This window comes from Pseudoalteromonas sp. H105, assembly GCF_001469215.1.
Lineage (GTDB): Bacteria > Pseudomonadota > Gammaproteobacteria > Enterobacterales > Alteromonadaceae > Pseudoalteromonas.
Window position 1 is genome coordinate 19,683 of sequence record NZ_LOFH01000003.1, and the last position, 26,833, is coordinate 46,515.

At 39.7% G+C, this 26,833-nt stretch carries 22 protein-coding genes and 1 other RNA gene; 18 read left to right on the plus strand and 5 right to left on the minus strand.

Features of this window, described 5'->3' with window-relative positions; genetic code table 11:
* Positions 1 to 124 precede the first annotated feature (124 nt).
* The 4 genes from ATS75_RS06270 (at position 125) to ATS75_RS06285 (ending at position 2,042) form a co-directional block, all read left to right on the plus strand.
* Entirely contained in the window at positions 125 to 562 is a 438-nt protein-coding gene (locus ATS75_RS06270; protein WP_058559597.1) for an MBOAT family O-acyltransferase, read from the plus strand.
* 86 nt (positions 563 to 648) lie between these two features.
* Complete coding sequence (locus ATS75_RS06275) at positions 649 to 1,116, plus strand: nuclear transport factor 2 family protein (protein WP_058559598.1); 468 nt, start codon at positions 649 to 651, stop codon at positions 1,114 to 1,116.
* Between the two features lie 16 nt (positions 1,117 to 1,132).
* Complete coding sequence (locus tag ATS75_RS06280; protein WP_058559599.1) at positions 1,133 to 1,477, plus strand: 5-carboxymethyl-2-hydroxymuconate Delta-isomerase; 345 nt, start codon at positions 1,133 to 1,135, stop codon at positions 1,475 to 1,477.
* Positions 1,478 to 1,535: 58 nt separating this feature from the next.
* A complete protein-coding gene (locus ATS75_RS06285) occupies positions 1,536 to 2,042 on the plus strand; it encodes a GNAT family N-acetyltransferase (RefSeq protein WP_058559600.1) in 507 nt (168 codons plus the stop codon).
* Positions 2,043 to 2,066: 24 nt separating this feature from the next.
* Here ATS75_RS06285 and ATS75_RS06290 read toward each other — a convergent pair whose 3' ends face one another.
* Together ATS75_RS06290 and ssrS are read right to left on the minus strand one after the other, a co-directional pair.
* Entirely contained in the window at positions 2,067 to 2,723 is a 657-nt protein-coding gene (locus tag ATS75_RS06290; protein WP_058559601.1) for a hypothetical protein, read from the minus strand.
* A 313-nt stretch (positions 2,724 to 3,036) separates the two neighbouring features.
* Positions 3,037 to 3,220, minus strand: a non-coding RNA gene (ssrS, locus tag ATS75_RS20095) — 6S RNA.
* Positions 3,221 to 3,446: 226 nt separating this feature from the next.
* Here ssrS and ATS75_RS06295 point away from each other — a divergent pair.
* The 4 genes from ATS75_RS06295 to ATS75_RS06310 are packed head-to-tail and all read left to right on the plus strand — an operon-like array spanning position 3,447 to position 7,706.
* The gene (locus ATS75_RS06295; protein WP_058559602.1) at positions 3,447 to 4,007 is read left to right on the plus strand and encodes a UPF0149 family protein; all 561 of its coding nucleotides are present in this window, start codon (positions 3,447 to 3,449) and stop codon (positions 4,005 to 4,007) included.
* Positions 4,008 to 4,022: 15 nt separating this feature from the next.
* Entirely contained in the window at positions 4,023 to 5,342 is a 1,320-nt protein-coding gene (gene pepP, locus ATS75_RS06300) for a Xaa-Pro aminopeptidase (protein ID WP_058559603.1), read from the plus strand.
* A gap of 16 nt (positions 5,343 to 5,358) precedes the next feature.
* Positions 5,359 to 6,543, plus strand: a complete 1,185-nt coding sequence (gene ubiH, locus ATS75_RS06305; protein ID WP_058559604.1) for a 2-octaprenyl-6-methoxyphenyl hydroxylase — start codon at positions 5,359 to 5,361, stop codon at positions 6,541 to 6,543.
* Positions 6,540 to 7,706: an FAD-dependent monooxygenase gene (locus ATS75_RS06310; protein WP_058559605.1), complete on the plus strand. Its 1,167-nt coding sequence runs from the start codon at positions 6,540 to 6,542 to the stop codon at positions 7,704 to 7,706. The genes ubiH and ATS75_RS06310 overlap by 4 nt, the downstream gene beginning before the upstream one ends.
* A 331-nt stretch (positions 7,707 to 8,037) precedes the next feature.
* On the opposite strand, the gene ATS75_RS06315 is transcribed toward ATS75_RS06310, so the two are convergent.
* Complete coding sequence (locus tag ATS75_RS06315) at positions 8,038 to 10,188, minus strand: TonB-dependent receptor family protein (protein ID WP_058559606.1); 2,151 nt, start codon at positions 10,186 to 10,188, stop codon at positions 8,038 to 8,040.
* 205 nt (positions 10,189 to 10,393) lie between these two features.
* Complete coding sequence (locus tag ATS75_RS06320) at positions 10,394 to 11,239, minus strand: LysR family transcriptional regulator (RefSeq protein WP_058559607.1); 846 nt, start codon at positions 11,237 to 11,239, stop codon at positions 10,394 to 10,396.
* A 126-nt stretch (positions 11,240 to 11,365) separates the two neighbouring features.
* Here ATS75_RS06320 and ATS75_RS06325 point away from each other — a divergent pair, with 126 nt between their 5' ends.
* The 4 genes from ATS75_RS06325 (at position 11,366) to gcvP (ending at position 16,879) form a co-directional block, all read left to right on the plus strand.
* A complete protein-coding gene (locus tag ATS75_RS06325; protein WP_058559608.1) occupies positions 11,366 to 11,965 on the plus strand; it encodes a hypothetical protein in 600 nt (199 codons plus the stop codon).
* Between the two features lie 158 nt (positions 11,966 to 12,123).
* Complete coding sequence (gene gcvT, locus ATS75_RS06330) at positions 12,124 to 13,206, plus strand: glycine cleavage system aminomethyltransferase GcvT (RefSeq protein WP_058559609.1); 1,083 nt, start codon at positions 12,124 to 12,126, stop codon at positions 13,204 to 13,206.
* Positions 13,207 to 13,423: 217 nt separating this feature from the next.
* Positions 13,424 to 13,813 carry a glycine cleavage system protein GcvH gene (gene gcvH / locus ATS75_RS06335; RefSeq protein WP_058559610.1) on the plus strand — a complete coding sequence of 130 codons (390 nt, stop codon included), beginning with the start codon at positions 13,424 to 13,426 and terminating at the stop codon, positions 13,811 to 13,813.
* A gap of 174 nt (positions 13,814 to 13,987) precedes the next feature.
* Positions 13,988 to 16,879 (plus strand): aminomethyl-transferring glycine dehydrogenase, encoded by a 2,892-nt coding sequence (gcvP, locus tag ATS75_RS06340; protein ID WP_058559611.1) that lies wholly within the window; start codon positions 13,988 to 13,990, stop codon positions 16,877 to 16,879.
* A gap of 624 nt (positions 16,880 to 17,503) precedes the next feature.
* Here the strand turns inward: gcvP and ATS75_RS06345 are convergent.
* Positions 17,504 to 20,257, minus strand: coding sequence for an ankyrin repeat domain-containing protein (locus ATS75_RS06345; RefSeq protein ID WP_058559612.1), 2,754 nt, complete (start codon positions 20,255 to 20,257; stop codon positions 17,504 to 17,506).
* Between the two features lie 128 nt (positions 20,258 to 20,385).
* Between ATS75_RS06345 and ATS75_RS06350 the strand changes: the two genes are divergently transcribed.
* From ATS75_RS06350 to ATS75_RS06375, 6 genes are all read left to right on the plus strand, one after another.
* Positions 20,386 to 21,321: a viperin family antiviral radical SAM protein gene (locus ATS75_RS06350; protein WP_058559613.1), complete on the plus strand. Its 936-nt coding sequence runs from the start codon at positions 20,386 to 20,388 to the stop codon at positions 21,319 to 21,321.
* Positions 21,321 to 21,674 carry a hypothetical protein gene (locus ATS75_RS06355; protein ID WP_058559614.1) on the plus strand — a complete coding sequence of 118 codons (354 nt, stop codon included), beginning with the start codon at positions 21,321 to 21,323 and terminating at the stop codon, positions 21,672 to 21,674. Before ATS75_RS06350 ends, ATS75_RS06355 begins: the two co-directional genes overlap by 1 nt.
* A gap of 1,089 nt (positions 21,675 to 22,763) precedes the next feature.
* Positions 22,764 to 22,931, plus strand: a complete 168-nt coding sequence (locus ATS75_RS20440) for a hypothetical protein (protein ID WP_161936886.1) — start codon at positions 22,764 to 22,766, stop codon at positions 22,929 to 22,931.
* Between the two features lie 97 nt (positions 22,932 to 23,028).
* The gene (locus ATS75_RS06365) at positions 23,029 to 24,114 is read left to right on the plus strand and encodes a hypothetical protein (protein WP_058559616.1); all 1,086 of its coding nucleotides are present in this window, start codon (positions 23,029 to 23,031) and stop codon (positions 24,112 to 24,114) included.
* Entirely contained in the window at positions 24,114 to 24,572 is a 459-nt protein-coding gene (locus ATS75_RS06370; RefSeq protein WP_161936887.1) for a three component ABC system middle component, read from the plus strand. Before ATS75_RS06365 ends, ATS75_RS06370 begins: the two co-directional genes overlap by 1 nt.
* Positions 24,569 to 26,569, plus strand: coding sequence for a DUF3732 domain-containing protein (locus ATS75_RS06375; protein ID WP_058559618.1), 2,001 nt, complete (start codon positions 24,569 to 24,571; stop codon positions 26,567 to 26,569). Before ATS75_RS06370 ends, ATS75_RS06375 begins: the two co-directional genes overlap by 4 nt.
* The last annotated feature ends 264 nt before the right edge of the window (positions 26,570 to 26,833 follow it).

Here is a 26,833-nt window from a genome sequence, read left to right on the forward strand (position 1 = left end):
GCTAAATACAATGTTTACACACAGGCCTAATTCAATAGAAGTCGTGATATTAAAGAAAACACATGAACAGTGGCGCGGAATCGGTTAATTTACTCAATAACTTACTTGCAGCGTGGTGCTATTAATGACAAAACATATCTCTCTTCGTCAATATGTGAAAAAGCGCACAGGAGTCCCGCTGGGTGGAGCAGGCTCTCTAAGTGCCATGTTAAAGCGCTCGCTAGGTGCCCCCTCTTTTTATGCTTTTTGGCGTTATTGGAATCCTATTTGGGGCTATTATTTATCACGCTACATAATGAAACCATTTGCTGCAATACTGCCCAATTGGTGTGCAGTTATAATCACATTTGCGGTCAGTGGCGCATTGCATGATGTGGCTGTGATGCTGATTAAAGTGAAGCTTATTTTCTTTTTTACACCATGGTTTACTTTAATGGGGCTGTGTGTGCTGCTAAGCCATGGTCTCAAGCTAAAATTTAGCGCCTCACCGTGGTTTGTTAGGGCATTGTTCAATCTTTGTGTTATTGGCGGTAGTTTCTACATTACTGAATTACTTGTTTAATCTGTGCATTAATTAACATGTAACACTATACATTTTACCGATTTACTGGTTATATCAATGATAGTTACATAACTATCAGGATAATAATGAAAATATTTTTAGTAATGCCTTTGTGTCTTTTATTGTGTTTCTCGTTAAGTATACAAGCAGCCGATGAATCACTTGAGTCACTTGCCCAACAGTACTTCTCTAAAATGGTGGCAACTCAAGCTCCAACGGCGACTAAAAAAGAACTCGAAGCTTTTCTTGCGTTACTCAGTGATGATGTTGGCAATCAGCACATACCTTATCAACCGGATGACACAAGAGAACCCGATGGTAAAAAAATGATGCGTAAAGGTATGACATATTATTTAGGGAGTCATACCGAATACGAAGCCACACTTCTTGATACATTTATTTTTAATAACACAGCCATCGCAGTGCGTTATCGTCATCATGCAAAAGGCATTCACCCGCAAAACCAACAACAGATCGAATACACATCGACGATTATGGATTTACTTGAAATTGAAAAAGGTAAAATTGTCATGATCCGTAAATATCACGAATAATTAGAGGGAGTTAACAATGCCGCATTTTGTTATTGATTGCGCCAGTTCAGTATTAGAAGAGTACACACAAAATGAGATAAACAGCGCCGTTCACCAGGTTGCTGTAGCGTCAGGTTTATTTATTGAAAGTGATATAAAAGTAAGAGTTAATCCCTTTACTAGCTGCCTAGTTGGCAATAAGCAAGCGCCATTTATCCATGTATTTACACATATAATGCAAGGGCGAACCACAGAACAAAAAGCCGCTTTGTCAAAAGCGGTTGTGAGTAAATTGCACTGCATGTTTACGCATGTAGATAACATAGCAATGAACATTGATGACTTTGAAAAAGCCACTTATTGCAATAAGAACCAGCTGTAGATGACGCGTCACTCATAAAGTCAGCCAGAACTTAAAATTATTTAATCATAAGAGCCTCATGATACGTTTGAGAGAATTTAAAACTGAAGATCAACCGCTACTCGTCCAGTACCTCAATAACGCGGACGTTGGACGTTTTCTGTCAACCAAAATACCGTCGCCGTATACGGACCAAGATGCCTGCTGGTGGGTTGAAACAGGGAGTAAAGCAGGCGCTATCTATGCAATCGAAAAAGATGGTTTATTTATTGGCTGTATCAGTGCGATTGCGGGTGAGTTTGAATATTGTAAAACGGCAGAGGTGGGTTACTGGTTAGCCAAAGAGTATTGGGGAAAAGGCATTGTTACGCATGCACTCGCGTTGCTGTTGAGTGAGATACAAATAAAAACGGACATAGTTAGGTTGCATGCCGTCGTTTTTGAAGGCAATAGCGCATCGAGTAAAGTGTTATTAAAATCAGGCTTTAAACACGAAGCTACTTTAGAAAAGGCAATCTATAAAGCAGGTGTTTTTTACAACGCTGCTTTATATGGGAAGCTTATTGAAGAAAAGCCTTGTAAATAGCTGTACTTACAAGGCGATCGAAGGTTACTTATTACCGGTTAATTCAGCAACGATTGCATTCATTTCTAGTGGCATTTGCGCCAAGATAGAATCATGGTCATTGGCAAGTACGAGCTCTTTTTCAATATATGAAACAACTTCTAAGTTTTTCACATTGATGATGCCACCAAAGGCAGTAACACGTTTAACACCAGGAACAGAAATCCCTCCCGTGCTATCAACGTGCAGTACGATTACATTTTCAAATGTGAAGTTCTCATCTTTAATAACACGTGAGGCTTTTAGTGCTTTGGTTAACTTGCCCATTGAATATTGTAAATCCGTGGCTATTTGTTGGCCATACGTATTAATTTGATAATCACCTTTATTGGCACCGCGACGAATACTTTCACCTAAAGTCCACGAAAGATTACCTACAGTACTATAAAGTTGTTGAGCAGAGATGACGGACGCACCGTATTTACCTGCAACACCGGCGGTGATAGCCAAGCCAACTTCTGTGTTATTACCCGGAACACCGTGTAATGAAACAGGAAAAATCAAAGCAGGATTATTTACTGAAAACGTAATCGGTAGGTCGTATTTGTCGTTTGTTTTTAATTCAGTTGATACACACCCTGTCAGTGCGATTGATGCTGTGAGCGTAATAGTAGTGAGCAGTTTTTTAAAATAAGAAGTCATTTTAAGTCCTTTTGGTTTATGGGGTGCTTCCTTGGGCGGCGATTATACGAATGCCCTTAAATTAGGCAATGAAAAGATTTGTAAGCAATTTATAGCAAACTATGACTGTTTAATTTGAAGCAATGATTACACCGAGGTATTACGCTTTAAGCGTATTTTTATTGTTATATAGTTGATATTAAAGAAAGATGAGAAATATTCAAGTCTTTGAAATATAACGCTTTTATTTTGTTATAACATATCATTCAGCATGGTGAGAGAGTAAAGCTAAAAAATACAGAAAAACAAAGGGGGTTGTTCATTTAAAAGGAAGGTGTTCCCCAAGCATGCGGTGCTCAGTGTCAGTCCTGAAACCATAAGGTCTCAGGGCGGGAATCTGCGGTTTACCGTAGGCTTCTCGGTACATGCCGAGCTTGCACAATAGTAGACGAACAGAAACCCTAACATAAAATTTATCGGCTCAGGGACTTAACTAAGCTCCTGCAGCCCAGGGAACAAAACTAAGTATATAAGACATAACTCAATCCTTAAACCTAAAATCAAAATAAATATACTGTTTGGTCGGATTTTCAACGCTGGTAACTGAACGTTAACGTTTTGGTGTGCTTTTTGAACATGGACATCATTTTCAGCTCGCAGCTTTGATCCTAATCATACATTTTATTGGAGTTGGCATTTATCGAGTGGTAGCATTGCCTTAACTATTATAGTGAAGATCAAATCATGAGCGAATTACCCGATTACCAACAAGCCCAACTCCTATTGGAAAAAAACCAAATCTTTGTCGCCCCTGCGGAAGCCCACGGTGTGATAAGTGGTTTGTTGGCATGTGGTTTAAGTATTGAAGCTAAAGAGTACCTAGCCTTATTAAGTGATGTATTTAATGATGGTCAAGCATTTAGTAATGATCTAAAAACCTTTTTTGCCACTATTTATAAGCAGGTTGTCGATAGTTTTAGCGATGAAGCGTTCCAGTTTGACTTATTCTTACCCAGTGAAGATGAAACCTTGATTGATCAAGCAAACGGCTTAGTGTCGTGGGTTGCAGGTTTTATGTTGGGTTTTGGCTTAAAGCAAAAAGACTATGGCAAGCTATCAGCCGATGTTAAAGAAGTCATTAGTGACTTCAGCGAAATTACTCGCCTAGATACTATGTTTGATGAAACAGAAGAAGACGCTCAAGCGCTTCATGAAGTAATTGAATACGTGCGTGTGTCGGCCTTGTTATGTTTTGCAGAACTGGGTAAAGAGCAAGCAAATAACACTAAAAACACACTCCACTAAGCCAATAGGTTGAACATGCCAGCAGTGAGTATTGAAAAAGCAGAGTTTAAATCACGTCGTGATCGTTTGCTCGCGATGATGGAGCCTAACAGTGTGGCAATTATTCCCGCTGCAAGTGAAGTCACACGTAGTCGCGATACTGATTACCCCTTTAGGCAAGATAGTGACTTTTATTACTTAACGGGGTTTAATGAACCTGATGCTGTACTTGTATTAAGCACAGGCAACGTGTCAGCGAGTACACTCTTTTGTTTAAACAAAGACAAACAAGCTGAAATTTGGCATGGCAGGCGCATAGGCTTTGAAAAAGCCAAAAGTGATTACCTATTCGACCAAACATGTGCACTAAGTGAGCTGAGTGAACAATTATTAGATTTGGTGAACGGCCAGCAGATTTTATATTACGCACAGGGCGCTTATCCAAAGTTTGACGATAAGATATGGTCGCTGCTAGGCACTTTAAGAAGCAACCGTTCACACACCGCACCAACGGCAATTAAAGACATTCGTGGTTTAATTCATGAAATGCGATTATTTAAATCGCCAGCAGAAATCAATGTAATGCGCGAGGCGTGTAAAATAAGTGCACAAGGTCATATCCGTGCTATGAAATTTTCCACGCCAGGGGCGACAGAATATCAATTAGAAGCAGAGTTACATCACCATTACGCAATGAATGGTGCGCGCCACCCAGCTTATGGCACAATAGTCGGGGGAGGTGATAATGCCAATATTCTGCATTACACCGATAACTGTGATGTGTTAAACGACGGCGAATTAGTCTTAATTGATTCCGGTTGTGAATTACACGGGTATGCTGCCGATATTACACGCACTTTTCCAATCAATGGGACGTTCAGTGCAGCACAATCAGAACTCTATAATATTGTACTCGCTGCGCAAGAAGCCGCGTTTGCAGAGGTTAAACCCGGTGGTAGTTTGTCATACGCAAATAAGCAGGCAATGACAATTCTGACACAAGGCTTGATTGATCTGGGGATTTTACAAGGCGAACTGAGTGAGTTGCTTAATAGCCAAGCTTGCAAAGCATTTTATATGCATGGTCTTGGTCATTGGCTTGGCCTTGATGTGCATGATGTCGGCGACTACAAGCAAGACGAAAAAGAGCGTGTATTTGAGCCAGGCATGGTGCTAACAATTGAGCCGGGGCTATATATCAGCCATGATACAAAAGCGCCTGAGCAATATAAAGGTATCGGCATTCGCATTGAAGATAACTTATTAGTGACACAACATGGTTATGAAAACTTGACCGCGAGTGTGCCAAAAAGTATTCATGAGATCGAAGCGCTAATGCAAGCTCACCATGACTAAACGTTAGGAGCAATACGTGGTTAAGCAGTTTGATGTGGTAATTATTGGAGGGGGCTTGGCAGGAGCAAGCTGCGCGCTAAGCCTCGCTAAATGTTCACCGCATTTAGATATCGCAGTCGTTGAAGCGAACCTCATTGAAGGCAGTTATCACCCCAGCTTTGACGATCGCAGCATCGCACTGGCTCAGCAATCAGTGGACTTTTTACGCACTGTCAATACATTTGACACCCACTTACCGTTTGCCACGGCTATTAAAAAAGTGACTGTATCGGACAGAGGGCATTTTGGAAAAACTCACATAGAGAGTGATGAGTTTGGCCAAAATGCATTGGGTTATGTTGTGGAAGTAAACCCATTTGGGCGTTTATTGCACAGTCAATTGGCTAACACGCCTGTTACCTTATTGTGCCCCGACACAGTGACTCGCCTAACCTATACACAAGACAACGCTCAACTAACACTGGACTCTGGTTCACAATTGCAAGCAAAGCTGGTCGTTATTGCCGATGGTGCTCAATCACCGACCCGTCAGCTCGCTAATATCAATTTTGCCACGACTCCTTACGAACAAGGGGCGATTATCGCAAATATTGAAATCGCGGGTGGTCATCATAATCATGCATTTGAACGTTTTACTGAGCATGGGCCCATCGCGCTTTTGCCAATGAGTAACAACCGCTATTCACTTGTTTGGTGTATGGCACTTGAGCAAGTCGAAAAAAATATGGCAATGGGTGATGATGCATTTATTGCCGCGCTGCAAAGTGCGTTTGGTTACCGAGCAGGACAGTTTACTAAAGTAGGTATGCGCGCACACTACCCATTGGTGTATGGGCGTGCTGATTCATTGCATGCACATCGCACGGTATTAATTGGTAATGCGGGCCATGCCATTCACCCGATTGCAGGGCAGGGCTTTAATTTAGGGTTACGTGATGTACAGCTATTATGCTCACTTGCCAATAGCGAGCATGCATTGGGCAGTTTCGCCTTTGTGAGTGAATATGCTAAAAAACGCAGTTACGACATTAATACCGTGATGACGCTCACCGATGGATTAGTTAGGTTATTTTCGAATACGTCTCGCATTCTCGCGTTTGGCCGTAGTTGCGGTTTATTCACCATGGATTTATGTTCTTCATTAAAAGCACCATTGGCCAAGCAATTAATGGGACAAGTAACACAAGGTAAAAAACTATGAAGCAAGCACAAGTATGTGTTGTGGGAGGCGGTTGCGTAGGACTGACGCTTGCATTGGGGTTAGCCAAAGCGAATGTTAGCGTTGTTGTTATTGATGCTGCAGCTAAACAGGCACTGCCTGGTGATGAGTTCGGGTTACGCGTCAGCGCCTTGAGCCTGGCAAGTCAGGCACTCCTTGAATCGTTAAATGTGTGGCCTGAGATACTTAATCAACGAGCGCGTGCATATACGCAGATGGATGTTCGCGATCAAGACAGTTTTGGTAAAATTGCCTTTAAAAGCGATGAGTTAGAGTTACCTCACTTAGGCCACATCGTTGAAAATGATATTATTCGCTATGCGTTGATTAATGAATTAGCACAGCACAGCAACGCTACTTTATTATTTGATACGCGATATCAGCAAATCCACCAAAGTGATAACGATGTGTTTATCACGCTTGAGTCAGGCGAACCCATTATCGCTAAGCTTTTAGTGGCAGCAGACGGTGCAAATTCAGCTATTCGTAAACAGTTTAATTTGCCAATCACGTTTAAAGATTATGATCACAACGCCCTTGTTGCCACGGTAAAAACCGTCGAGCCACATGCCAATACCGCGCGCCAAGTGTTTTTACCTACGGGGCCGTTAGCCTTTTTGCCTTTACCAGATGCCAACACGCACTCTATTGTATGGTCAACCAGTCCCGCACATTGCGATACATTGTTGGGGTTATCTGACAGCGACTTTAACAAAGCAGTGATGGCTGCGCTCGATGGGCAATGTGGCTTGTGTGAAGTGCAAAGCCAGCGTATCGCTTTTCCACTCAAAATGCGTTACGCACAGCAGTGGGTCGCAGGTAAGGTGGTATTGATTGGTGATGCGGCTCACACGATTCACCCGCTTGCAGGGCTTGGGATGAATTTAGGGCTTAAAGATGCGGCATATTTAACTGAGTTGTTAAGCAATGAGTCTAACGTGTTTGCCGATGAGCGCACATTGCGTGATTATGAACGCACACGCAAGCTCGATGCACAAAAGCACATTGCCATGATGCAAGGTCTAAAAGAGCTATTTGAAGGTGCACACCCGTTGAAAAAATTAGTTCGAGGGGTCGGGTTAAGTGTGGTCGATAACTTAGGGCCAATAAAACACTTGTTTGCCAGCCAAGCGATAGGTAAGTAAAACCACAGCCCAGTAGGTTCGGCTTTAGCCGAAAAAGCAGTGTAGTTTGAGATTACAGGTCGCTTTAATCTAAGCCCTTTTTTAATACCAATTCGCTTAATTAAGAGAACTATTTTTAGGCAGGAAAACTTTGTCGATAACAAGGCAAAAATATCGCCATTTAGTTGTTCTAAATAAGAAATTTTTAACGCCGTTAGCGTCAGGTTTAATACCTAAAAGTGAGTTAGTATTTTTGCGGATTGGTATAATATCTCACGACCTATAAAAAAACCGTGTTTGAATTAACAAACACGGTTTTTTATTTTTTAGCCTTTAGCCTTTAGCCTTTAGCTTAGAAAGCGTAGCTATAACCTAGCTGTAAAGTACGAGGTTTACCAGGTTGAATACCGCCATTTGCGCGGTTAGCAACGTAGGTTTTATCAAACAGGTTGTCCACTGTTAAGTATACTTTTTGATTGTCATCAATTAAGTATTTAGCAGCTAAATCCCATACAACACGGCTGTCGATTGCGTTACGACCATCGGTAGATAAGTCAGCGTGAGCATCTGATACATAGCGAACTTGTGTATCGAATACAAAGCTAGAAAGCTGTGCACCCATAGACAAGGCAAGTTGGTTTTCAGGCACGTAAGGCATAGCGTCGCCTTTACTTACAGAACCCCAAATGTCTGACTCAAATTCATTTTTAAATTGAGAATCAGTGTACGTGTAAGTCAAACGCACTGGGAATGATGCACTGTTAGTAGCGAACACGCGACCAGCAGAGAATTCAAAACCTGATACTTCTACTTCACCGTAGTTGTATTGGTCGCCAATGTTATCGTCGTTACAACCCACAGATGCTGTACAGTTACCGTGCATGTTGTCGTAGTCAGAGAAGAATGCAATAACTTCACCATCAAAGCCAGCGACGTTATAACGACCACCAAACTCAATGTTTAAGCTTTCTTCTTCTTCTTGATCTGCGTTGCCTGGCGCCGCTGGTGCATAACCTTGCTGAATACCTGCAAGTAGCGTTAGGCTATCGTTTACAGTGTAAGTCGCACCAAGTGACGGAATTAAGATTTGCGTATCGTTAGAGATATCTTTTTTAAGTGCACCTTCACGCTTTGGATCTGTTTTTTCCCATTCTTGGCGGTTAATAGTGATATCTTCATAGCGAAGACCTGCAGTAACCATTAATGCATCCATAGTCCATTCGTCATGAATGAATAATGTGGTTGCTTCAGCGCTATCAATACGGTTGCTGTTAGAGCCTGGTAAGCCTTTGCTTGTTAGTGTCATTGATAGATCTTGGTTTAGCGTGTATTTGTCTTCCCACTGGAAACGATCCATTTCATCTTCGTGGTAACGTACACCCACTGTTAGGTAATGGTTACCCGCTGGAATGTGAAGCTCAGACTGAATGCCTTTTGCTTGGTAATCGCGGTTATTCGCTTTAACACCAATGCCTTCAATACCTTCGCTTGTTGGATTTGCTTCAAACTCGCTGTACTGTTGTAAGTAGCTTTCGCTTACTTTGCTCGCTTTGTACCAGTTACGATGAAAATCGTTTAAATACGCGGTTGCAAGTAATTCATAGCCATCACCAAAACGGTATGCATAGTTTAATTGGTATGCATTGTGTTGCGTGTTCATTACATCTTTTTGCGAAGCCGCATAACGACGGTAAGGTGATGCGTCGTAATCAGCTTGTGTTAAACCCATGTAAGTTTCATCAGATGTTTCGTCTGAGTATTTAACTTTCATTTCAAGGTTATGGGCTTCGTTTTCACCAAAATCAAAACCAAACTTAACTAATAAATCGTTCTTTTCAAAGCCCGTGTTGTCGCTGCCTACAGGTAGGTCTTTAAAGCCATCAGCGCCGTAAGTAAATACTTCAACTAAGCCTGCTGCATTGTTTTTCTTTTTACCAAAGTAAGCATGGCCTTTATAAAATCCATCGCTACCTAGTTCAGCATTAACTAAACCTGTTGAGCCTTCAGTTGGTAGGCTACGCGATACTAAGTTTAATACGCCACCGGTTGTACGAGGACCGTATTTAACAGAAGCCGCGCCTTTTAAGATTTCAACAGATTCCATACGCCCCATAGTAGGGAAGTAGTATGCCGAAGGTGCTGAGTAAGGAGCGGGCGCTGCAAGAACACCATCTTCCATTACTGAGATTTTATCGTTACGGCCAGTACCTGTTCCACGCATACCAATGTTAGGACGAAGGCCATAGCCATCTTCTTCTTGAACATACACACCCGGTACAGAACTTAATACACGTGAAATATCAGTGTATTCAAATTTTTGTAGCTCTTCATCACTGATAAACGTGGCTGAGCCAGGAATATCGTTGATAGCTGCTTGTGAGCCAATTACTGTAATTTGCTCAAAGTTCTTTTCTTCATTGGTTGCATCCTTTGCAAACGCATTGGCGCTTAATGATAAAGCGATAGCTGTTGAAAGTGTTGAAACAATAAACTTAGGGTTCATTATGGTTCCTATTTGAATTTGATTTGGATTTTTAACTTAAACTGGCGCAATTTAAACATGTAAAATAATACGAATCAATCCTATTTGTGATTATGTTGCTACTGTGTGGTTGTTTTGTGTACAGAGTGATTAAGAATCACTCGTTATCAAGATGGGAACACGTGGTTTGGGTATAAATAATACAACAGGAGGAGAGTAAACGACCTTAAGTTAAACGCAGTGCAATAAACTCAGCGAGCTTGTCTGCTGCGTTATCAGGCTGATCAGCGCGCTTTATTAAGCTAATACCAATTTGGCCAAGTTCAGGCAAACGCTTAGTTTGTAATTGATAGTTAAGCTCGTTAGGCACGGTGCTTTTTGCCAGTACCGTAATACCAAGGCCTTCTTTTAATGCCGCAGTCAAGCCTGTTAAGTCAGCATTACTGTAGGCAATTCGGTAATTTATACCTGCTTGTTTTAGGGCTTCAATCGCGCGGCGACGATAAATACATCCCTCTGGCGCAGTCACTAATGTCACTACTTCATTTTGCACTAATGATAAATCACCCACCCACACAAGTTGGTCTTGCATAAAAACAGGGTATTTCGCAGAATGTAGATCTTCGTTAAGGGCAAGCACTAAATCAAACTGATCTTCACGAGACTCTGATAACAAATGCTTACTTAAGCGAGATTTCACCTCTAAAGAGACATCAGGGTAGAGTGCGATAAAATCACCAATGATAGAAGGCAGTATGCGCGCGGCAAATTCACTCGGAATCCCCAGCCTTACCTTGCCCGTTACATTCTCTTTGGTAAACAGCTGTAAAATACTGTCGTTTTGCAGCAGCATTTGTTTTGCCATTGGTAACAAGAGTTCACCGTATTGGTTAAGTACTTGGCGTTGCCCTTGTTTTTTAAACAATTTATGCCCAAGCATGTCCTCAAGGCGCTTTATTTGTAAGCTAACAGCAGGTTGAGAAAGGCCTAATAATTCACCTGCTTTTGCAAACCCACCGACTTCGACAACGGTAATTAATGTGCGCAGGCCATCTGTTGAAATATTCTTCATATAAAAAAATTCAATTTATAAGGTTAAATACATAATTATTATTTATCAATTGATAAATAATTACAATTTGTTGTTGCAAGCACCTCACAATATACTGCAAATATTAACGATTAATAGGTGTCACTGATGACTTTTTCTCCAATTATGTTTGCTCGTCATAGCCAATTAGACACGCCACAAAGCAATCAGCTTCAGGGCGACAAAAACGCAGTGGTGATTGATTTTAGTGGCACCGAAGCAATCCCCTTTTTAAGCGCTATTTTAGGGTTGGAATTAAATAAACTCACCGCCAGTGGTTTGGGTTTAAAAGGCACGTTAGACGGCGATTTAAATAGCACCTATAGTTTTGCTTTATATTACTTTAGTGAAACAGCGTTTAGGTTTGTGCTACATCACGATGCGAGCGAGCAATTGCAATCGCTCATTAGTGAGCAGCAACTTCGTTACGACATAGAATTTGTTGTCCGTCATGACTTAGCAACACTTACGCTTAGTGGTGAACAGGCATTTGATACCTTAGTGGACGTGTTTAAACTGACACCGGGCTTGCGTTTATCAAATGAAAATAGTTGTTATGGTGCACAAAGTGGTGACGTATTTATTACTGCAATCGACAAGCAAGCTCTGCAGTACTTTCAACTCATCGCTAAAGTACCGGTGCTTGATAACTGGCAGACACAATTAGAGCAACGCGGGTTTGTTTTAGCCCTAGCGGATGTTGCTTAATACTTTATTTTAAAGCGGGATATAACTTCCCGTTTTAGCTAATCGCAATTTGGGTGTCAGTGCTGTACAAATTATGTATAATCGCCGCCCATGTTATTCCCCCTCATTAAGTTGAGGCCACGCCCACAATTGGGTTAATTATAAAGTGAAGGAATATTATGACTTCTAAAACAGTTTTACATGCAAAGCACCTTGAAGCGAACGCTAAAATGGTTGATTTTCACGGCTGGGAAATGCCAATCAATTATGGTTCGCAAATCGAAGAGCACAACGCAGTGCGTACCGATGCAGGCATGTTTGACGTGTCACACATGACTATCGTGGATGTGAAAGGCGAGCAAGCACAAGCATTCCTACGCAAACTCGTTGCGAACGACGTGGCTAAGTTAACGGTTCCAGGTAAAGCCCTTTACACTGGTATGCTTAACGAACAAGGCGGCGTAATTGACGACCTTATCATCTACTTCTTCTCTGAAACGCAATACCGCTTAGTGGTTAACTCAGCAACTCGTGAAAAAGATTTAGCGCATATGGCTAAAGTATCAGCCGATTTTGCCGTTGAAGTAACTGAGCGCCCAGAGTTTGCAATGATTGCAGTGCAAGGCCCTAATGCTAAAGCAAAAACAGCGACACTATTAACGAGCGAGCAACAGGCAGCCGTTGAAGGAATGAAGCCGTTTTTTGGTGTGCAAGTTGGTGATTTATTTATTGCGACAACAGGCTATACTGGCGAAGACGGTTACGAAATTGTAGTACCGAACGACCAAGCTGCTGATCTATGGCAACAACTGCTTGATGCAGGTGTTGCACCAGCGGGCCTTGGCGCGCGTGACACGCTACGTTTAGAAGCAGGTATGAACCTTTACGGCCTAGACATGGACGAAAGCGTTTCACCGCTTGCCGCTAACATGGCGTGGACAATCGCGTGGGAACCTGAAGATCGTGACTTTATCGGTCGTGATGTATTAGTGAAGCAACGCGCTGAAAAAAGCACTGACAAACTTGTTGGTTTAGTGCTTGAAGAAAAAGGCGTATTGCGTAGCGGTTCTAAAGTAATTGTTGAAGGTGGTGAAGGGGTTATTACCTCAGGTACTTTCTCACCTACACTTGGTTTTAGTGTTGCCCTTGCACGTGTTCCACGTTCAACCGGCGAGACAGCCCAAGTAGAAATGCGCAAAAAATTAGTTAACGTAAAAGTAGTTAAACCAAGCTTTGTACGTAACGGTAAGTCAGTACTTTAAAGTATTAATTAAAATTTGGTGTTTTCACCCAATAATACCAATCATGTTGAGTTATTAACCACTTATAGCGACAGATAAATAGAGTGATAACAAGGCATTAATTTTGATATGTAGTTGTTCTACCTGATAAATTAATAACGCAGTTAGCGCTTTATTTAGGCAGCTAGAATGGTTAAATATTTAAGTTGATTGGTATCAAAACCAAAGGATGAATAAAATGAGCAATATCCCTAGCGAGTTAAAGTATGCCTCTTCACACGAGTGGGTTCGCAACGAAGGCGACGGTACTTTCACTGTAGGTATTTCTGAGCATGCACAAGAACTTCTTGGCGACATGGTATTTGTTGAATTACCAGAAGTGGGCGACGAAGTAGACGCTGGCGAAGATTGTGCAGTAGCAGAATCAGTAAAAGCGGCATCAGATATCTATTCACCAATCAGCGGTGAAATTGTTGCAATCAATGAAGACCTTGAAGATGCACCAGAAACAGTAAACAACGACGCTTACGGCGACGGTTGGTTGTTCGTAGTTAAAGCATCTGATGAGTCTGAGCTTGAAAACCTGCTTGACGCTGAAGGCTATGCAAACACCATCGACGAAGACTAATCAATAGTTATCGCCGTACTAAAAGCCCCGTCATACTCAGTTCTAGCGGGGCTTTTATGATTTTAATCCTTACTTTCCATACGTTGTAAGTTTTTAAATCAAAAGTTTTTAAGTTATTGCTAGTTACCCATTAGCGACAACCATTTATTTTTTGGATCATAGGAATCTGGACAAATGTCAAACGCCAAATCTCTTGAACAATTAGAGCAAACGCAAGATTTTATTCGCCGTCATATTGGGCCAAACCCAGCACAAGTAAGCGATATGCTAAGTGCTCTTGGAGTATCGAGTGTTGAAGAGCTGATCGATCAAACTGTACCTGCAAGCATTCGCTTAGAAGAAGGCCTAACCGTAGGCGAAAGCCGCACTGAAGTTGAAACACTAAGCTACTTAAAATCAGTAGCCAGCAAAAATAAAGTGTTCAAATCATACATTGGTCAAGGTTACCACCCAACTCACGTACCACACGTTATTTTACGTAACGTACTTGAGAACCCAGGTTGGTACACAGCGTACACTCCATACCAGCCAGAGATTGCTCAAGGGCGTTTAGAGTCATTACTTAACTTCCAAACTATGACCCTAGACCTAACAGGTCTTGATTTAGCAAGTGCATCATTACTTGACGAATCAACCGCGGCTGCAGAGGCAATGGGCCTTGCAAAGCGTGTATCTAAAGCTAAAAAAGCCAACATCTTCTTTATTGCTGATGACGTACACACACAAACCATCGACGTAGTAGCAACACGCGCTGACCAATTTGGTTTTGAAGTGGTAGTTGGTCCAGCGGCAGATGCAGTAAACCATGAGATTTTTGGTGCGTTATTCCAATACCCATCAACATCGGGTGAAATTGTTGATATCACTGACTTAATCGCTGGTGTACAAAGCAAAAAAGCGATTGCCTGTGTTGCTGCCGACATCATGAGCTTATTACTATTAAAAGCACCGGGTAAACTGGGCGCAGACGTAGTACTTGGTTCTGCACAGCGTTTTGGCGTACCAATGGGTTACGGCGGTCCTCACGCTGCATTCTTCGCAACACGTGATTCGTACAAGCGTTCATTACCAGGTCGTATCATTGGTGTATCTAAAGACCGTTTAGGTAACGACGCATTACGTATGGCAATGCAAACGCGCGAGCAACACATTCGCCGCGACAAAGCCAACTCAAACATTTGTACAGCGCAAGTATTACTCGCCAACATGGCAGCGTTTTACGCGGTGTATCACGGCCCACAAGGCTTAAAAACAATCGCACAGCGTATTCACCGCTTTGCTGATATTTTAGCTGCTGGCCTACAAGCTAAAGGCGTAAACCTTAAGCACAGCACATGGTTTGATACCCTAACGGTTGTTAGCGATAATAAAGACGACGTAGTAGCACGCGCAGTTGCAAACGGCGTTAACTTTGCTACTAACCATGCTGGCGAATACTCAATTGCAGTATCAGAAACCACAACTCGCGCAGACGTCGCTGAACTTTTCGATATCGTATTAGGCGAAGGCCATGGTTTAAGTGTTGATGCAATTGCGGCTGACATTGAAGCAAACGGCAGCGAGTCTATCCCGGCAAGTTTAGTGCGTGATGACGAAATTTTAACGCACCCTAACTTCAATTCGTACCACAGCGAAACTGAAATGCTGCGTTATATCAAGCGCCTTGAAAACAAAGATTTAGCGCTTAATCACTCAATGATTTCGTTAGGTTCATGTACTATGAAACTAAACGCGACTGCCGAGATGATCCCAATCACGTGGCCTGAGTTTGCTAACCTTCACCCATTCTGCCCGCTAGATCAAGCAGAAGGTTACCAAATTATGATTAACGAACTACATGATTGGTTAGTTAACATTACTGGTTACGACGCCGTATCACTACAGCCTAACTCGGGTGCACAAGGTGAATACGCAGGCTTAATCGCGATTCGTAAATACCACGAATCTCGTGGCGATGCACACCGTAACATTTGCTTAATCCCAAGTTCAGCGCACGGTACTAACCCGGCATCGGCACAAATGGCGAGCATGAAAATCGTGGTTGTTGATTGCGACAAAAACGGTAACGTTGATATGGCTGATCTTAAAGCGAAAGCTGAAGAAGTATCAGAAAACCTATCATGCATTATGATCACATATCCGTCTACGCACGGTGTATACGAAGAAACAATCCGTGAAATTTGCGACATCGTGCATGAGCACGGCGGCCAAGTTTACATGGATGGCGCAAATATGAACGCACAAGTAGGTGTGACAAGCCCAGGCTTTATTGGCTCTGACGTATCACACTTAAACCTGCATAAAACGTTCTGTATTCCACACGGTGGCGGTGGTCCAGGTGTTGGCCCAATCGGTGTTAAATCACACCTTGCTGAGTTTATGCCTAACCATAGCATCATCAACGTACCGGGTACAAAAATTGGTAACGGTGCAGTATCTGCGGCGCCTTACGGCTCAGCAGCGATTCTACCAATCTCATGGGCTTACATTGCCATGATGGGTAGCGAAGGCCTTAAACAAGCCACTGAAATGGCGATTGTAAGTGCAAACTATTTAACGCATGAGTTAAGCGAGCACTTCCCAATTTTATATCGTGGTCGCAACAACCGTGTTGCGCATGAGTGTATTGTTGACTTACGCCCACTTAAAGAAGCCTCAGGCATCACTGAAATGGACGTGGCTAAGCGCCTACAAGATTACGGTTTCCACTCACCAACGATGTCGTTCCCAGTAGCGGGCACATTAATGGTTGAGCCAACTGAGTCTGAGTCTAAAGTTGAGATCGACCGCTTCATCGAAGCGATGGTGTCTATCAAAGGCGAAATCGACAAAGTAATCTCTGGCGAATGGTCAATCGAAAACAACCCGCTCGTGTTTGCACCGCACACACAAGCTGACGTATTAGGTAATGAGTGGGATCGTGCATACGACCGTTTCTACGCAGCATTCCCGGTACCTATCGTGGCTAAAAACAAGTTCTGGCCTACAGTAACGCGTATCGATGACGTATACGGCGACCGTAACCTAGTGTGTTCATGCCCAGCGGTAGAGACATACCGCGATTAATAAGTTTTAAAATTTCCAATTAAAGATTGGGAATTGATAAAATTTAAAAAGCCGTTGCAGCAATGTAGCGGCTTTTTTGTGCTTGGTGACTAGTCGTAAATTATTTGAATGTAGGTTGGGTAGAGTGAAACGAACCCAACAAATCACAAATATACTTATTCGCTCAAAAGCCAAGAGTGTGTGTTATTTATTGTAGGCGTACAGCTTGCTGACGCGAGGGCATAAACTCGATTAGTGTTTTAGGTTTTCATCACCAATAGCCTTAGTGCGCTTTGCACTTCTAGAATTTAGAAACCTTATTCAAGGTTTTGTCGCGCTGGCGACGGCAGCCAAAGAGGGGCTGCCGCTGACCCCTCTCTGGACTCTCCCAGCGCCACCCGAGCATCACGCTAAATCCTTCAAAACACAATTGATATGAATGTAAGCGCCGTGTAATCGCCATCCATGGCGAAGTCACTGCTTTCATTTCATCCATGAAATGAATTACTCATCAATTGCTTATTTTCAGGGCGTGATGACGGGGTAAGGGTGTTAAACGTGAGGTTGGTGTTTGGTCTTGGCAAGGTGCAAGACCTGACCCTCTGCATTTTCAAGACTTGACACTCCACATTTCTTTATTGAGCTCTAACTTAATTCATGCCCATTTACTTGTGAATCAGAAAGTAAATGGGTAAATAATTTTTTATAGTTATCATGACTAACTACCTGCCTTTGTTCATCTTGCAACTGCTTAGATAAAAAATTGTAATAATCCACATTGTTAGCTAGTTCTTCCGCAAGCATTAATGGCGTTCTATAATTAAATTCTTTTTCATCTAGTAAATGCGGGAAGTTATTCATGAGTAACTCAGCTATTTTTATTTCCCCCATTCTTACGGCAGTATGAAGTGCTGTAGCGCCCTCAAAGGAAGTTATACACTCATCAATTTTGTATTTAATAAGTAATTCTACACATTCTAGTGTGCGACTTGCACAGGCTGAGTGCAGAGCTGTTCTACCTTTAATATCTTGTAAGTTAGGGTTCGCACCAGATTTTAATAGCGCTTCAGCCGTATCATAATCTTTGTTATGTACAGCTAGCATTAGTGGTGTTTGCTGCTTGAAGTCAGAAAGGTCAACAATTTTGGGCCATTCAAGAATGACCTCCCTTAATCTTGAAAGTTGATTATGCGAAATATACTTTATTTCTTTAATTGACTCTGAGTAATATGGTGAATCACTCAAGACTGAACTTTTTGCTAACATATCATATGAAATTTTGAGTAATAATAAGATAATGCTATCGGACTGCGGTGACTTTAATTGCTTATTTTTTAAGTTATTGTGTTTATCAAGCACATGTCTAATCGGTTCATTGTTTTTTATGTAAGGCATAAAGTCCTTTATGAATGCCCCAAAATCTTTTTTAGATACTGAATATAAAGGCTCATAAGCAGGGTATTCTTTATACAGGCTGGTCCAAAAGTATTCGTGAAGTTGGCGAGATACATCGAAGATATTTGTAGAGCTAAAGTCTCCATCAGGCTCCCAACCACCAAAAAACATAATATCTCTAAAGTAAGTTTCATGATTGGTAGGTATTAGTTTTTGATTAGAAATGGCCAATGAAAAAGCATCACGAGCTAACTTCCCACGTAAAGCTCCAAAGCTTCGAAACTTACACTCATCTATAGCCTTTTTTAGTAGCTTTTCAGCTTCCTTTAGCTTGTTTTGACCTATGCAATGATAAGCGTTCAATTTAAGTATTAATGGCAACCAATATTGATGTTCTGGGTTACTCCAAGCTAGCTTTAAAAGTTCTTCTACTTGCGTTTCTGTTTTTCTATCAAACTTATCTTGGTTTAATAACCAGTTTAGTTCGAGTATTGCACTTTTAATTTTGTCATCATTTGATTTTTCTAACTCTTTCAATCTTGCAAAAACTAGTTGAGTGACCTTGGGGTTGGGGTAGTCACCTTTAGCTAACTCGTAGACTAATTTAAAATCATTAATGCATTTTAATAGCTTAAATGGGGCTTTATTCTGCTTTAGCTTTGTGCCGTAACTTTCAATGTTTTCATTTAAGGTTTGAGTGTACTGAATATAATTAATAAAATTTTTGCTAATTTGTTCCATACTTTCTTTGTTAATAGGCAATATATCATCAAGAAAAGTTTCTCTTTCAGCTTCTGAAAATATATCTGTTAAGCGAGGCGCAACCATATCAACAGTATTAAATTTTTCTGTAGCTACACAAAGTAATAGATCGAATCTTAGGAAAGGAGGGAGGCTTTCGGTAAATAGCTTATTTTCATGTTGTTCACGAAGTTTTCTATCTCTAGTTAACTCACTGATTTTTGAACACGCTAGATGAGCTTGTATTGTATGGTTATATGTAGCCTCATAAATCCTTACAAGTTGCATTACTTTATTTTGTTTTAAGTCGGTACAAAATTTTTCAGTATTAGGGGTTAAAAACTTTACTAATTGCTCATATCCGTCTTGTATGGCTCTTGCAACAATAAGCCGTTGTCGAATTGTCTTCGTACTAGGTTGCTGGTAGCGCTCGTCTATTTTATTAACAAATTCTACTTTCTGTTCCTGGCTACAATTACCACTTAATATCGTCACTAAGTCTTGATAACTAATGTTGATTTCATGTTGTAAAGTATGAGCATTATGGCCTTTATTATTTATGAAGATTAAAGACTGTTCAAATGCGCAACTATTCTCGCTTGGCTGAAAACAACCTTTAAACTTAATTAATACATCATCTGGGAATGTTGTTTTAATACTCGATATTTCAGGCGTAACTTTACCCGATTGCCAGTTATATAAGTTTTTTAAAATAGTGCCCGACTCTTCATAAATGCGAAGTTCAGACTCTAAATTATTTGCAATATTACTTTTGGGTTCCTCAATTAGGTCTAGTAACCAGTTCAAAACTTGTTGAAGAGGTAGCTCTATTTGTTCAGGTTTTTTCTCGGGGTTTAAAAATGGTAAATACCAGAATCGACCCCCAGGCATGCCTTCATCAATTTTAGATTCAATCTGCCAGAATACAGTATGTCTTGCTAAAGCAGGGATAAGAACTCTGGCTAAATACTGCCAAATGATTTTCTGGGCGGATGCTTTAAAAGTGAACACATTTGTTTCAATTGCTTTATGAATATAGTAATCATGTTCAATATTAGTTACGAGATCATCTCGTTCAGCTTTATCCAGTTCTAATGCATCAAAAATACTATCTAATACTTTTTTCCATGTGTCGAACATATTATCAATCTTCATTTCAGCATTCTTGAATTTAGTTTTTGATTTTGAAGTCAGTTTTTTTGAAGCCCCTACAGCATTTGATATTTTAATTAATACTGATTCGAACGTTGGAAAAGCAGCCATTGTAATTCCTTTTAAATGGACGTGATTTAAATGAATTTATTAAATTCTTTAGGGGGGGGACATCTCTTTTCATTTTTTAAATTATCGATAATTTTGATACTAGCAGCCTTTAACAGAGGAGCTAAAAAATGAAAAATGATACTACCAATAAACCTTACATAAATGAACTAGTAATTAATTGGCACATTACAGAGGCGTGCAATTACAACTGCACATATTGTTTTGCAAAGTGGGGGAAACCAAATGAGCTGCATCGGTCACTTGAGAGTATCGAAAAGTTGCTAGATGAACTGGCCTCTCACTTTATTAAAGGTAGCTCATCCTTTAAAGAAAAATTGGGTTATGAAAGTGTTCGTCTCAATATTGCTGGTGGAGAACCAATGATGCTAGGAAGTACATTTTCAATCGTATTAATGCTAGCAAAACAAAAGGGTTTCCAGACTTCAATTATTACGAACGGTAGCTATTTACTAAATGAAAAATTCGATATACCGAAAAATACGTTAGACATGGTGGGAATAAGTTTTGATAGTCAGGATTATGATATTAGGCAGAGAATTGGGCGTGTAGATAGAAAAGGTAATTCTTTAAGCTCCGACGAACTGAAGCTTGCATTATCAAAACTAGAAAAAACACAAAAAGGTATTAAAACCAAAATTAATACCGTAGTGAATCAGTATAATTGGCAAGAAGATTTCTCTAGCCTAATCTCAGAAATAAACCCATATAAGTGGAAAGTATTGCATGTAATGCCATATGGTGATGATGATCTTCTTATCTCAAATGGGCAGTTTAATAGTTTCGTTGATAAACATCTTGGTCGTGACTTACCTGTTTATGCTGAGTCTAATTCAGCAATGACTGAGTCATACCTTATGATTGACCCGAAAGGTCGGTTTTACCAAAACTCATCAGGTGGTTCTGGTTATAAATATAGTGAATGCATTAATGACGTTGGGGCTGGCAAAGCGTTAGAACAAATTAACTTCAATCATGCTGTTTTCATTGCAAGGTACTTTCCCGTTGAAGGAATATCAATCGTTGAAAATGAAGGAGCGGCATAATGAAAAGCGATACTTGTTTTGGAAAGATGTCTGGTGAACCATTGAGTGTATATTTTGATGAAGAGGAGGCACAAAGCGCTGCTGAATATTCAAAAGAAATCTATAATAATGAGTTATCTCCTTATAAGTGTAATAAATGTGATTTTTGGCATTTATCACCTAAATTTAGGGTTACTCCTAGCGAAAAATGCCAAAGGTGTACTGCCGGGGATGGTAGTTATAAGGATACTTATCGAACAAAGAAAGAAGCGAATACCAGAGCAGATATTATATTTAATGAGCAAGGGATAAATTTAAGGGTTTATAAGTGCAAATATGGTGCTGGTTGGCACTTAACTAAAAGCCATTATTAGCACTCCTGAATTCAGCGTTATTAGGTTTAAATTAATTAGAACTTATCTGCAAATATGAGTTTCAAACTTTATTGATTGCGTAACGGTCAAAAGTCTAACTTTAAACGTTTTGTTTTAAATTTTAGTTTGTGATAAACCCTTTAAAATCAGTGTTTTTAGTTTCAAACTTAATTCGAAAGTGACAAAAATTTCCAATTAAAGATTGGGAATTGATAAAACTTTAAAAGCCGTTGCAGCAATGTAGCGGCTTTTTTGTGTTTGGTGATTAATCGTAAATTATTTGAATGTAGGTTGGGTAGAGTGAAACGAAACCAAACGATTCGCCAATATCATTACCATTTCCCAAGCACGTAAAGATGGATTGTTTGCAGGTCGTCCTTTAGGGCGAAAAAAGTGAGAAAAAGAATTTACCACAGAGATCAAAGAGGCGCTTCGCGCTGCACCGAGGTTAAATATTATTGTAGGCGCTAAGCTTGCTGGCGCGTGGGTTTGTAGGTTGGGCATTAGCCCAAAAAGTTGTATCACCTTAGCTGATGGTTCTTACTACTAACTTTTGTCGGGATAAATCCGCGACCTACATTAAAAACCTTATTCAAGGTTTTGTCGCGCTGGCGACGGCAGCCAAAGAGGGGCTGCCGCTGACCCCTCTCTGGACTCTCCCAGCGCACCCGAGCATCACGCTTAATCCTTCAAATAATTAATTGATGTGAACGTAAGCGCCGTGTAATCGCCATCCATGGCGAAGTCACGGCTTTCATTTCATCCATGAAATGAATTACTCATCAATTGCTTATTTTCATGGCGTGATGACGGGGGAAAGGTGTTAAACGTGAGAATGGTGTTAGGTTTTGGCAAGATGCAAGACCTGACCCTCTGCATTTTCCTCTGCATTTTCATTTTATTGCGTGATATCAATATCGAGCTTATTTACTGTTGATATATTTTAGCTAGATTTATTAATGCGTTACTGTCATTATTAAATTGTTAGTACAAGGAATTTAGAAGTGACGATGTTAAAGCTTAAAAAGTGGTACGTGATAGGTAAAAAAGGAATTTTCAACCCCATGCTTTTACGGCAATGATTTAAAGTTGCATGATGTAAGCACGGTAGACTGGAAAGAATCAGAGCAAGGCTTTACTCATTACAAAGGTATGGTTCAAGGCTTACCTGAAATAACTGATGAGGTTCAAGCAATCGAGGCATTAGCTGCATATGGTATTACTGGTTTTGATACTAGAGATAGCGCTAAAGCCTAGGCTAAGCAACTACCCGTTGGTACATGGAAATATTTGAAAGTAGTTAGTTGAAATTTAAACTACAAACAGAAAAATAATAATTCAAGAAGGACTTTTTTTGAAAAAGACAGTAGCCCATGATGCATCGGCAAGTATAAAAGGGATCATTTACCAATTTTATTTGGCTATTGAGTGGTGCTTTAAATTAAAACCCAATCAGTCTTTATTATTTGAAAAAGATGGTGATATTGCTATTCCCGATGAAGCAAATATTGAGGTTAAACATTTTATTGATCCATTAACAGATTCTCATAAAAATTTATGGAACACACTAGCTAATTGGCTAGATCCAGCATTTGATCATTCAACCTATTCTAAATTAATTCTAATCACTACTCAGAAAATAGGCTCTAATAGCAAATTAGCAGACTGGCAAAGTAAATCATTAGAGAAAAGGTTAAAAATTATCACTGATATTTTGACTACTAAAGATTCATTAAATGCGAAGCAAAAAAAAGTAGAGCCATTTTTAAACTCTACAAAGTTAGCTGATATTATTGAAAAATTTGAGATATACGATTGCTCAGATGTTATCGAAGATAAATACTTCTCATTAGTTCATCAAATAGGTAAAGGTGTACCAGAAAGTAATCGAACAAGATTAATGAACGGCTTAGTTGGCTGGCTTATTTCACCTGAGGTTGCTGTTGACGATAATTGGGAGGTTACAGAAAAATCCTTCGCAACAGAATTTGATTTGCTTGAGAGTCAGTTTAAGCAGCATACAAGAATATTCCCTCATAAACCCATAACTGAAGATTTTACGGTGACTTCTGCAACAGATAGCTTGTATTTGCAAAAAATTCGGGACATTGAATATCATGATGAAATAGATCTTGCGCATAGTTCTTATTGCGAGGTGCTAACGGTTGTATCAGAGGAATTCGAACAAGGCACTCGGCAAAAATATTTTGATAGCTATCAAAGTGAAGTTATTTCAGCTTTTGAAAGGAAGCATAAAAAAACAAGTAAAAAGGTCGATGATGTAATTGTTGATTCTCAAATTTTTTATGATGACGTTCTTGAGTCAGAAAGCCCAGAATTCGAAACATATAACCGTAGACCTGATCGTTGGTTTAGAGATGGTGTCTTACATGTCAACATGGATGATGAATCCCTAGACTTAAAATGGAAATTAAAGTAATGGCTAACGCTATCCGCCAGCTAGGCGTATTACATCATAATCCGTATTTATTGGCTCCTTTATATCAAGAGTTTTATTCACACTTAGAGCAACAGCCTAAAAACTTCTTGCTCAGTTATTTATTGCTGCCAATGTTATTTCATCAAGAAACCTCAGATAAATTGCAAAGGCTTAGCAAATCTAGTTTAAACACTAAGTTTAATGATCCTTTAATTTTGAAAGGCTTGGAAAAGCGAGTCCAGGACTTTAAAGAGTTGACCAATACCTGCATGTTAATTTTGAAAGAACAAAATGTTGTCCAAATAACTCCTGAATTAGCAGTTAACTTTGAAGCTAATATTTTAACCAGTGGGCATTGTAAAAAACAACAGCTAACTGCAGCTAAAAATTTAGCAAAATTAATGAATCCGTTTTTAGTTAAGGACTGTTACCGAATTTTAGGGATTAAGAATTTATGAAGCCATATGTAGCTTTTATAGGTGTTGTTGATAAAAAAGAGCAATGCCACTACGTTGAATTTTCTCAAGGATTAAATGTTGTAACAGGAAAGTCATCCACAGGTAAGAGTGCCTTAATTGAAATTTTTGATTATTGTTTGGCCTCATCTGAATACACTATTCCCGTTGGTAAAATAACTGAAAATGCAGCTATTTATTTTACGATATTTAAAAAGGAAAATGGTTATTTAGTTGTTGCCAGAAAACCCAAAGAGAGAAAAGGCTTCTATCAGGAAATAGCAAATGATGACCTACCATTAACTGAAGGTATTTTAGAGGTAAATAATAAGTGGTTTAAACTTGGTTATTTTATTGCTGAACATAACTATAAAAAGAAACTTGGGTTGTTTTTTGGCTTAAACGTCAATGATATTGAAACAAACAATGATGACCGTAACTTTTTTGGAAAAAGAAAACCTTCCCCTTCAATCAGAAGTTTCATGTCTTTCATGTTACAGCACCAAAACCTTATCGCGAATAAACATGCTGTATTCTACCGCTTTGATGAAAAAGAGAAGCGTGAGCAAGCTATTGATCACTTTAAAATATTTTTAGGTTTTGTTGATCAAAGTTACTTTTTGAAGAAGCAAGAGTTGGCCGAGCTAGAAAAAAAGAAAAGACGTATTGAGTTATCATTACCTAAACGCCAGCAGTTATTACAGCAAAGAGAAGCTAAGTTAAATAGTAAGTTACAGGAATATCATGCTTTAAGTGGAGTGCCACTTGTAAACGCTAATAGCTTAGATATTTTGAAAGAGCCTTTGAGCTGGCTTGATAGTATTAAAGATAAAAAAGTTGATTTTGATGCCTCATCGGATGCTAACACCAAACTTATTGCTGAACTTGAAAAGGCTATGAAAGTAGAGTTTAGTGCTTTAAGAAAATTAGAAGGTGAATTTAGAGCAATAAACTCAACAATCGAAATAAGCAGCAATTATTTTAAGTCAATAAGTGCTATTAATTACCCACATGAAATTACCGAATCAATTAATGAATGCCCTTTTTGTAACAGTGTCATAGATAAGTTAGAGCACGAGGCCGATGAATTAACTAAAGCAATAAACTGGCTTAATGATGAGATTAGTATTCAGAAACCTCAACAGTATGATTACGAGCCTAAGCTACAATCGTTGAAGTTAGAAATAGGTAGCAAAAAAGAAGCTGTTGCTACTTTAAAACGAAAAATTGACGGTGTTGTCGCTAATAATAAAGAAGTTGAAAAGAGGCAAAATCTTCGTGAACAGATAATGAAAGCAAAATTATCGATTGAAATTTACCTCGAAGAAATCATTAATGATAAAACTCCAAAAGATACTGACGATCAATTGAAGTCGCTTGTCGATAAAATAAAGGGGCTTAATAAAGAATTAAAAGCATATGCTGTTGATAAAAAAATTAGCGAAGCTGAAAAAGAATTAAAGGAAACAATGGACTCTATTGGTCAAAATCTTGATTTTGAAGAGTTCTACAAGAACCCTATTGACTTAAATTTTTCATTGGAGTCATTTGATATTTGGTTGAAGGCAAAGAAAGAGAAAGTATTCTTAAGGTCGATGGGAAGTGGTGCTAACTGGCTTTATTGTCATTTATCTCTTTTTCTATCCTTACAAAAATTATTTTGTTCATTAGGAGATAGCTGTTCTATTCCACCAATACTGTTTATTGATCAACCAACTCAAGTTTATTTCCCAAATGTAGCCAATGACAATGCAGAAAAATTCAATGTAGAGAAAATTTCAACCATCAATAGGCTGGAAAATGTTGATGAAGATATTAAAAGTGTAGAAAATTTCTTTAATGAAATTATTAAGTTTTGTGAAGATACTGAGTTTGAAACTGGGCATATGCCTCAAATTATTATTAGTGATCATGCTGACGATTTAAACTTGTCTGAAGGTAGGGTTTTCGAAAATTATGTTCGAGCTAGATGGCGAAATCGTGGTTTTATAGCGGACTAATTTTAACGACTATCACTGAAGCCAGCGCAAGCTGGTTTTCTTTTATCTGGCGTTTAGTTTTATTGGTTAGTGAAAATAAAATGCGGAGGGTCAGGTCTTGCATCTTGCCAAGACCAAACACCAACCTCACGTTTAACACCCTTATCCCGTCATCACGCCCTGAAAATAAGCAATTGATGAGTAATTCATTTCATGGATGAAATGAAAGCCGTGACTTGGCCATGGATGGCGATTACACGGCGCTTACATTCACATCAATTGTGT

Bases quoted from the DNA above. Each gene is read 5' to 3' on its own strand.
- ATS75_RS06355 (WP_058559614.1), top strand. From the start codon at position 21,321: ATGAAAAGCGATACTTGTTTTGGAAAGATGTCTGGTGAACCATTGAGT.
- ATS75_RS06350 (WP_058559613.1), top strand. From the start codon at position 20,386: ATGAAAAATGATACTACCAATAAACCTTACATAAATGAACTAGTAATT.
- ATS75_RS06325 (WP_058559608.1), top strand. From the start codon at position 11,366: ATGACTTTTTCTCCAATTATGTTTGCTCGTCATAGCCAATTAGACACG.
- ATS75_RS06320 (WP_058559607.1), bottom strand. From the start codon at position 11,239: ATGAAGAATATTTCAACAGATGGCCTGCGCACATTAATTACCGTTGTC.
- ATS75_RS06375 (WP_058559618.1), top strand. From the start codon at position 24,569: ATGAAGCCATATGTAGCTTTTATAGGTGTTGTTGATAAAAAAGAGCAA.
- ATS75_RS06275 (WP_058559598.1), top strand. From the start codon at position 649: ATGAAAATATTTTTAGTAATGCCTTTGTGTCTTTTATTGTGTTTCTCG.
- gcvT (WP_058559609.1), top strand. From the start codon at position 12,124: ATGACTTCTAAAACAGTTTTACATGCAAAGCACCTTGAAGCGAACGCT.
- ATS75_RS06315 (WP_058559606.1), bottom strand. From the start codon at position 10,188: ATGAACCCTAAGTTTATTGTTTCAACACTTTCAACAGCTATCGCTTTA.
- ATS75_RS06310 (WP_058559605.1), top strand. From the start codon at position 6,540: ATGAAGCAAGCACAAGTATGTGTTGTGGGAGGCGGTTGCGTAGGACTG.
- gcvH (WP_058559610.1), top strand. From the start codon at position 13,424: ATGAGCAATATCCCTAGCGAGTTAAAGTATGCCTCTTCACACGAGTGG.
- ATS75_RS06370 (WP_161936887.1), top strand. From the start codon at position 24,114: ATGGCTAACGCTATCCGCCAGCTAGGCGTATTACATCATAATCCGTAT.
- ATS75_RS06280 (WP_058559599.1), top strand. From the start codon at position 1,133: ATGCCGCATTTTGTTATTGATTGCGCCAGTTCAGTATTAGAAGAGTAC.
- pepP (WP_058559603.1), top strand. From the start codon at position 4,023: ATGCCAGCAGTGAGTATTGAAAAAGCAGAGTTTAAATCACGTCGTGAT.
- ATS75_RS06270 (WP_058559597.1), top strand. From the start codon at position 125: ATGACAAAACATATCTCTCTTCGTCAATATGTGAAAAAGCGCACAGGA.
- ATS75_RS06345 (WP_058559612.1), bottom strand. From the start codon at position 20,257: ATGGCTGCTTTTCCAACGTTCGAATCAGTATTAATTAAAATATCAAAT.
- gcvP (WP_058559611.1), top strand. From the start codon at position 13,988: ATGTCAAACGCCAAATCTCTTGAACAATTAGAGCAAACGCAAGATTTT.
- ATS75_RS06295 (WP_058559602.1), top strand. From the start codon at position 3,447: ATGAGCGAATTACCCGATTACCAACAAGCCCAACTCCTATTGGAAAAA.
- ATS75_RS06285 (WP_058559600.1), top strand. From the start codon at position 1,536: ATGATACGTTTGAGAGAATTTAAAACTGAAGATCAACCGCTACTCGTC.
- ATS75_RS06290 (WP_058559601.1), bottom strand. From the start codon at position 2,723: ATGACTTCTTATTTTAAAAAACTGCTCACTACTATTACGCTCACAGCA.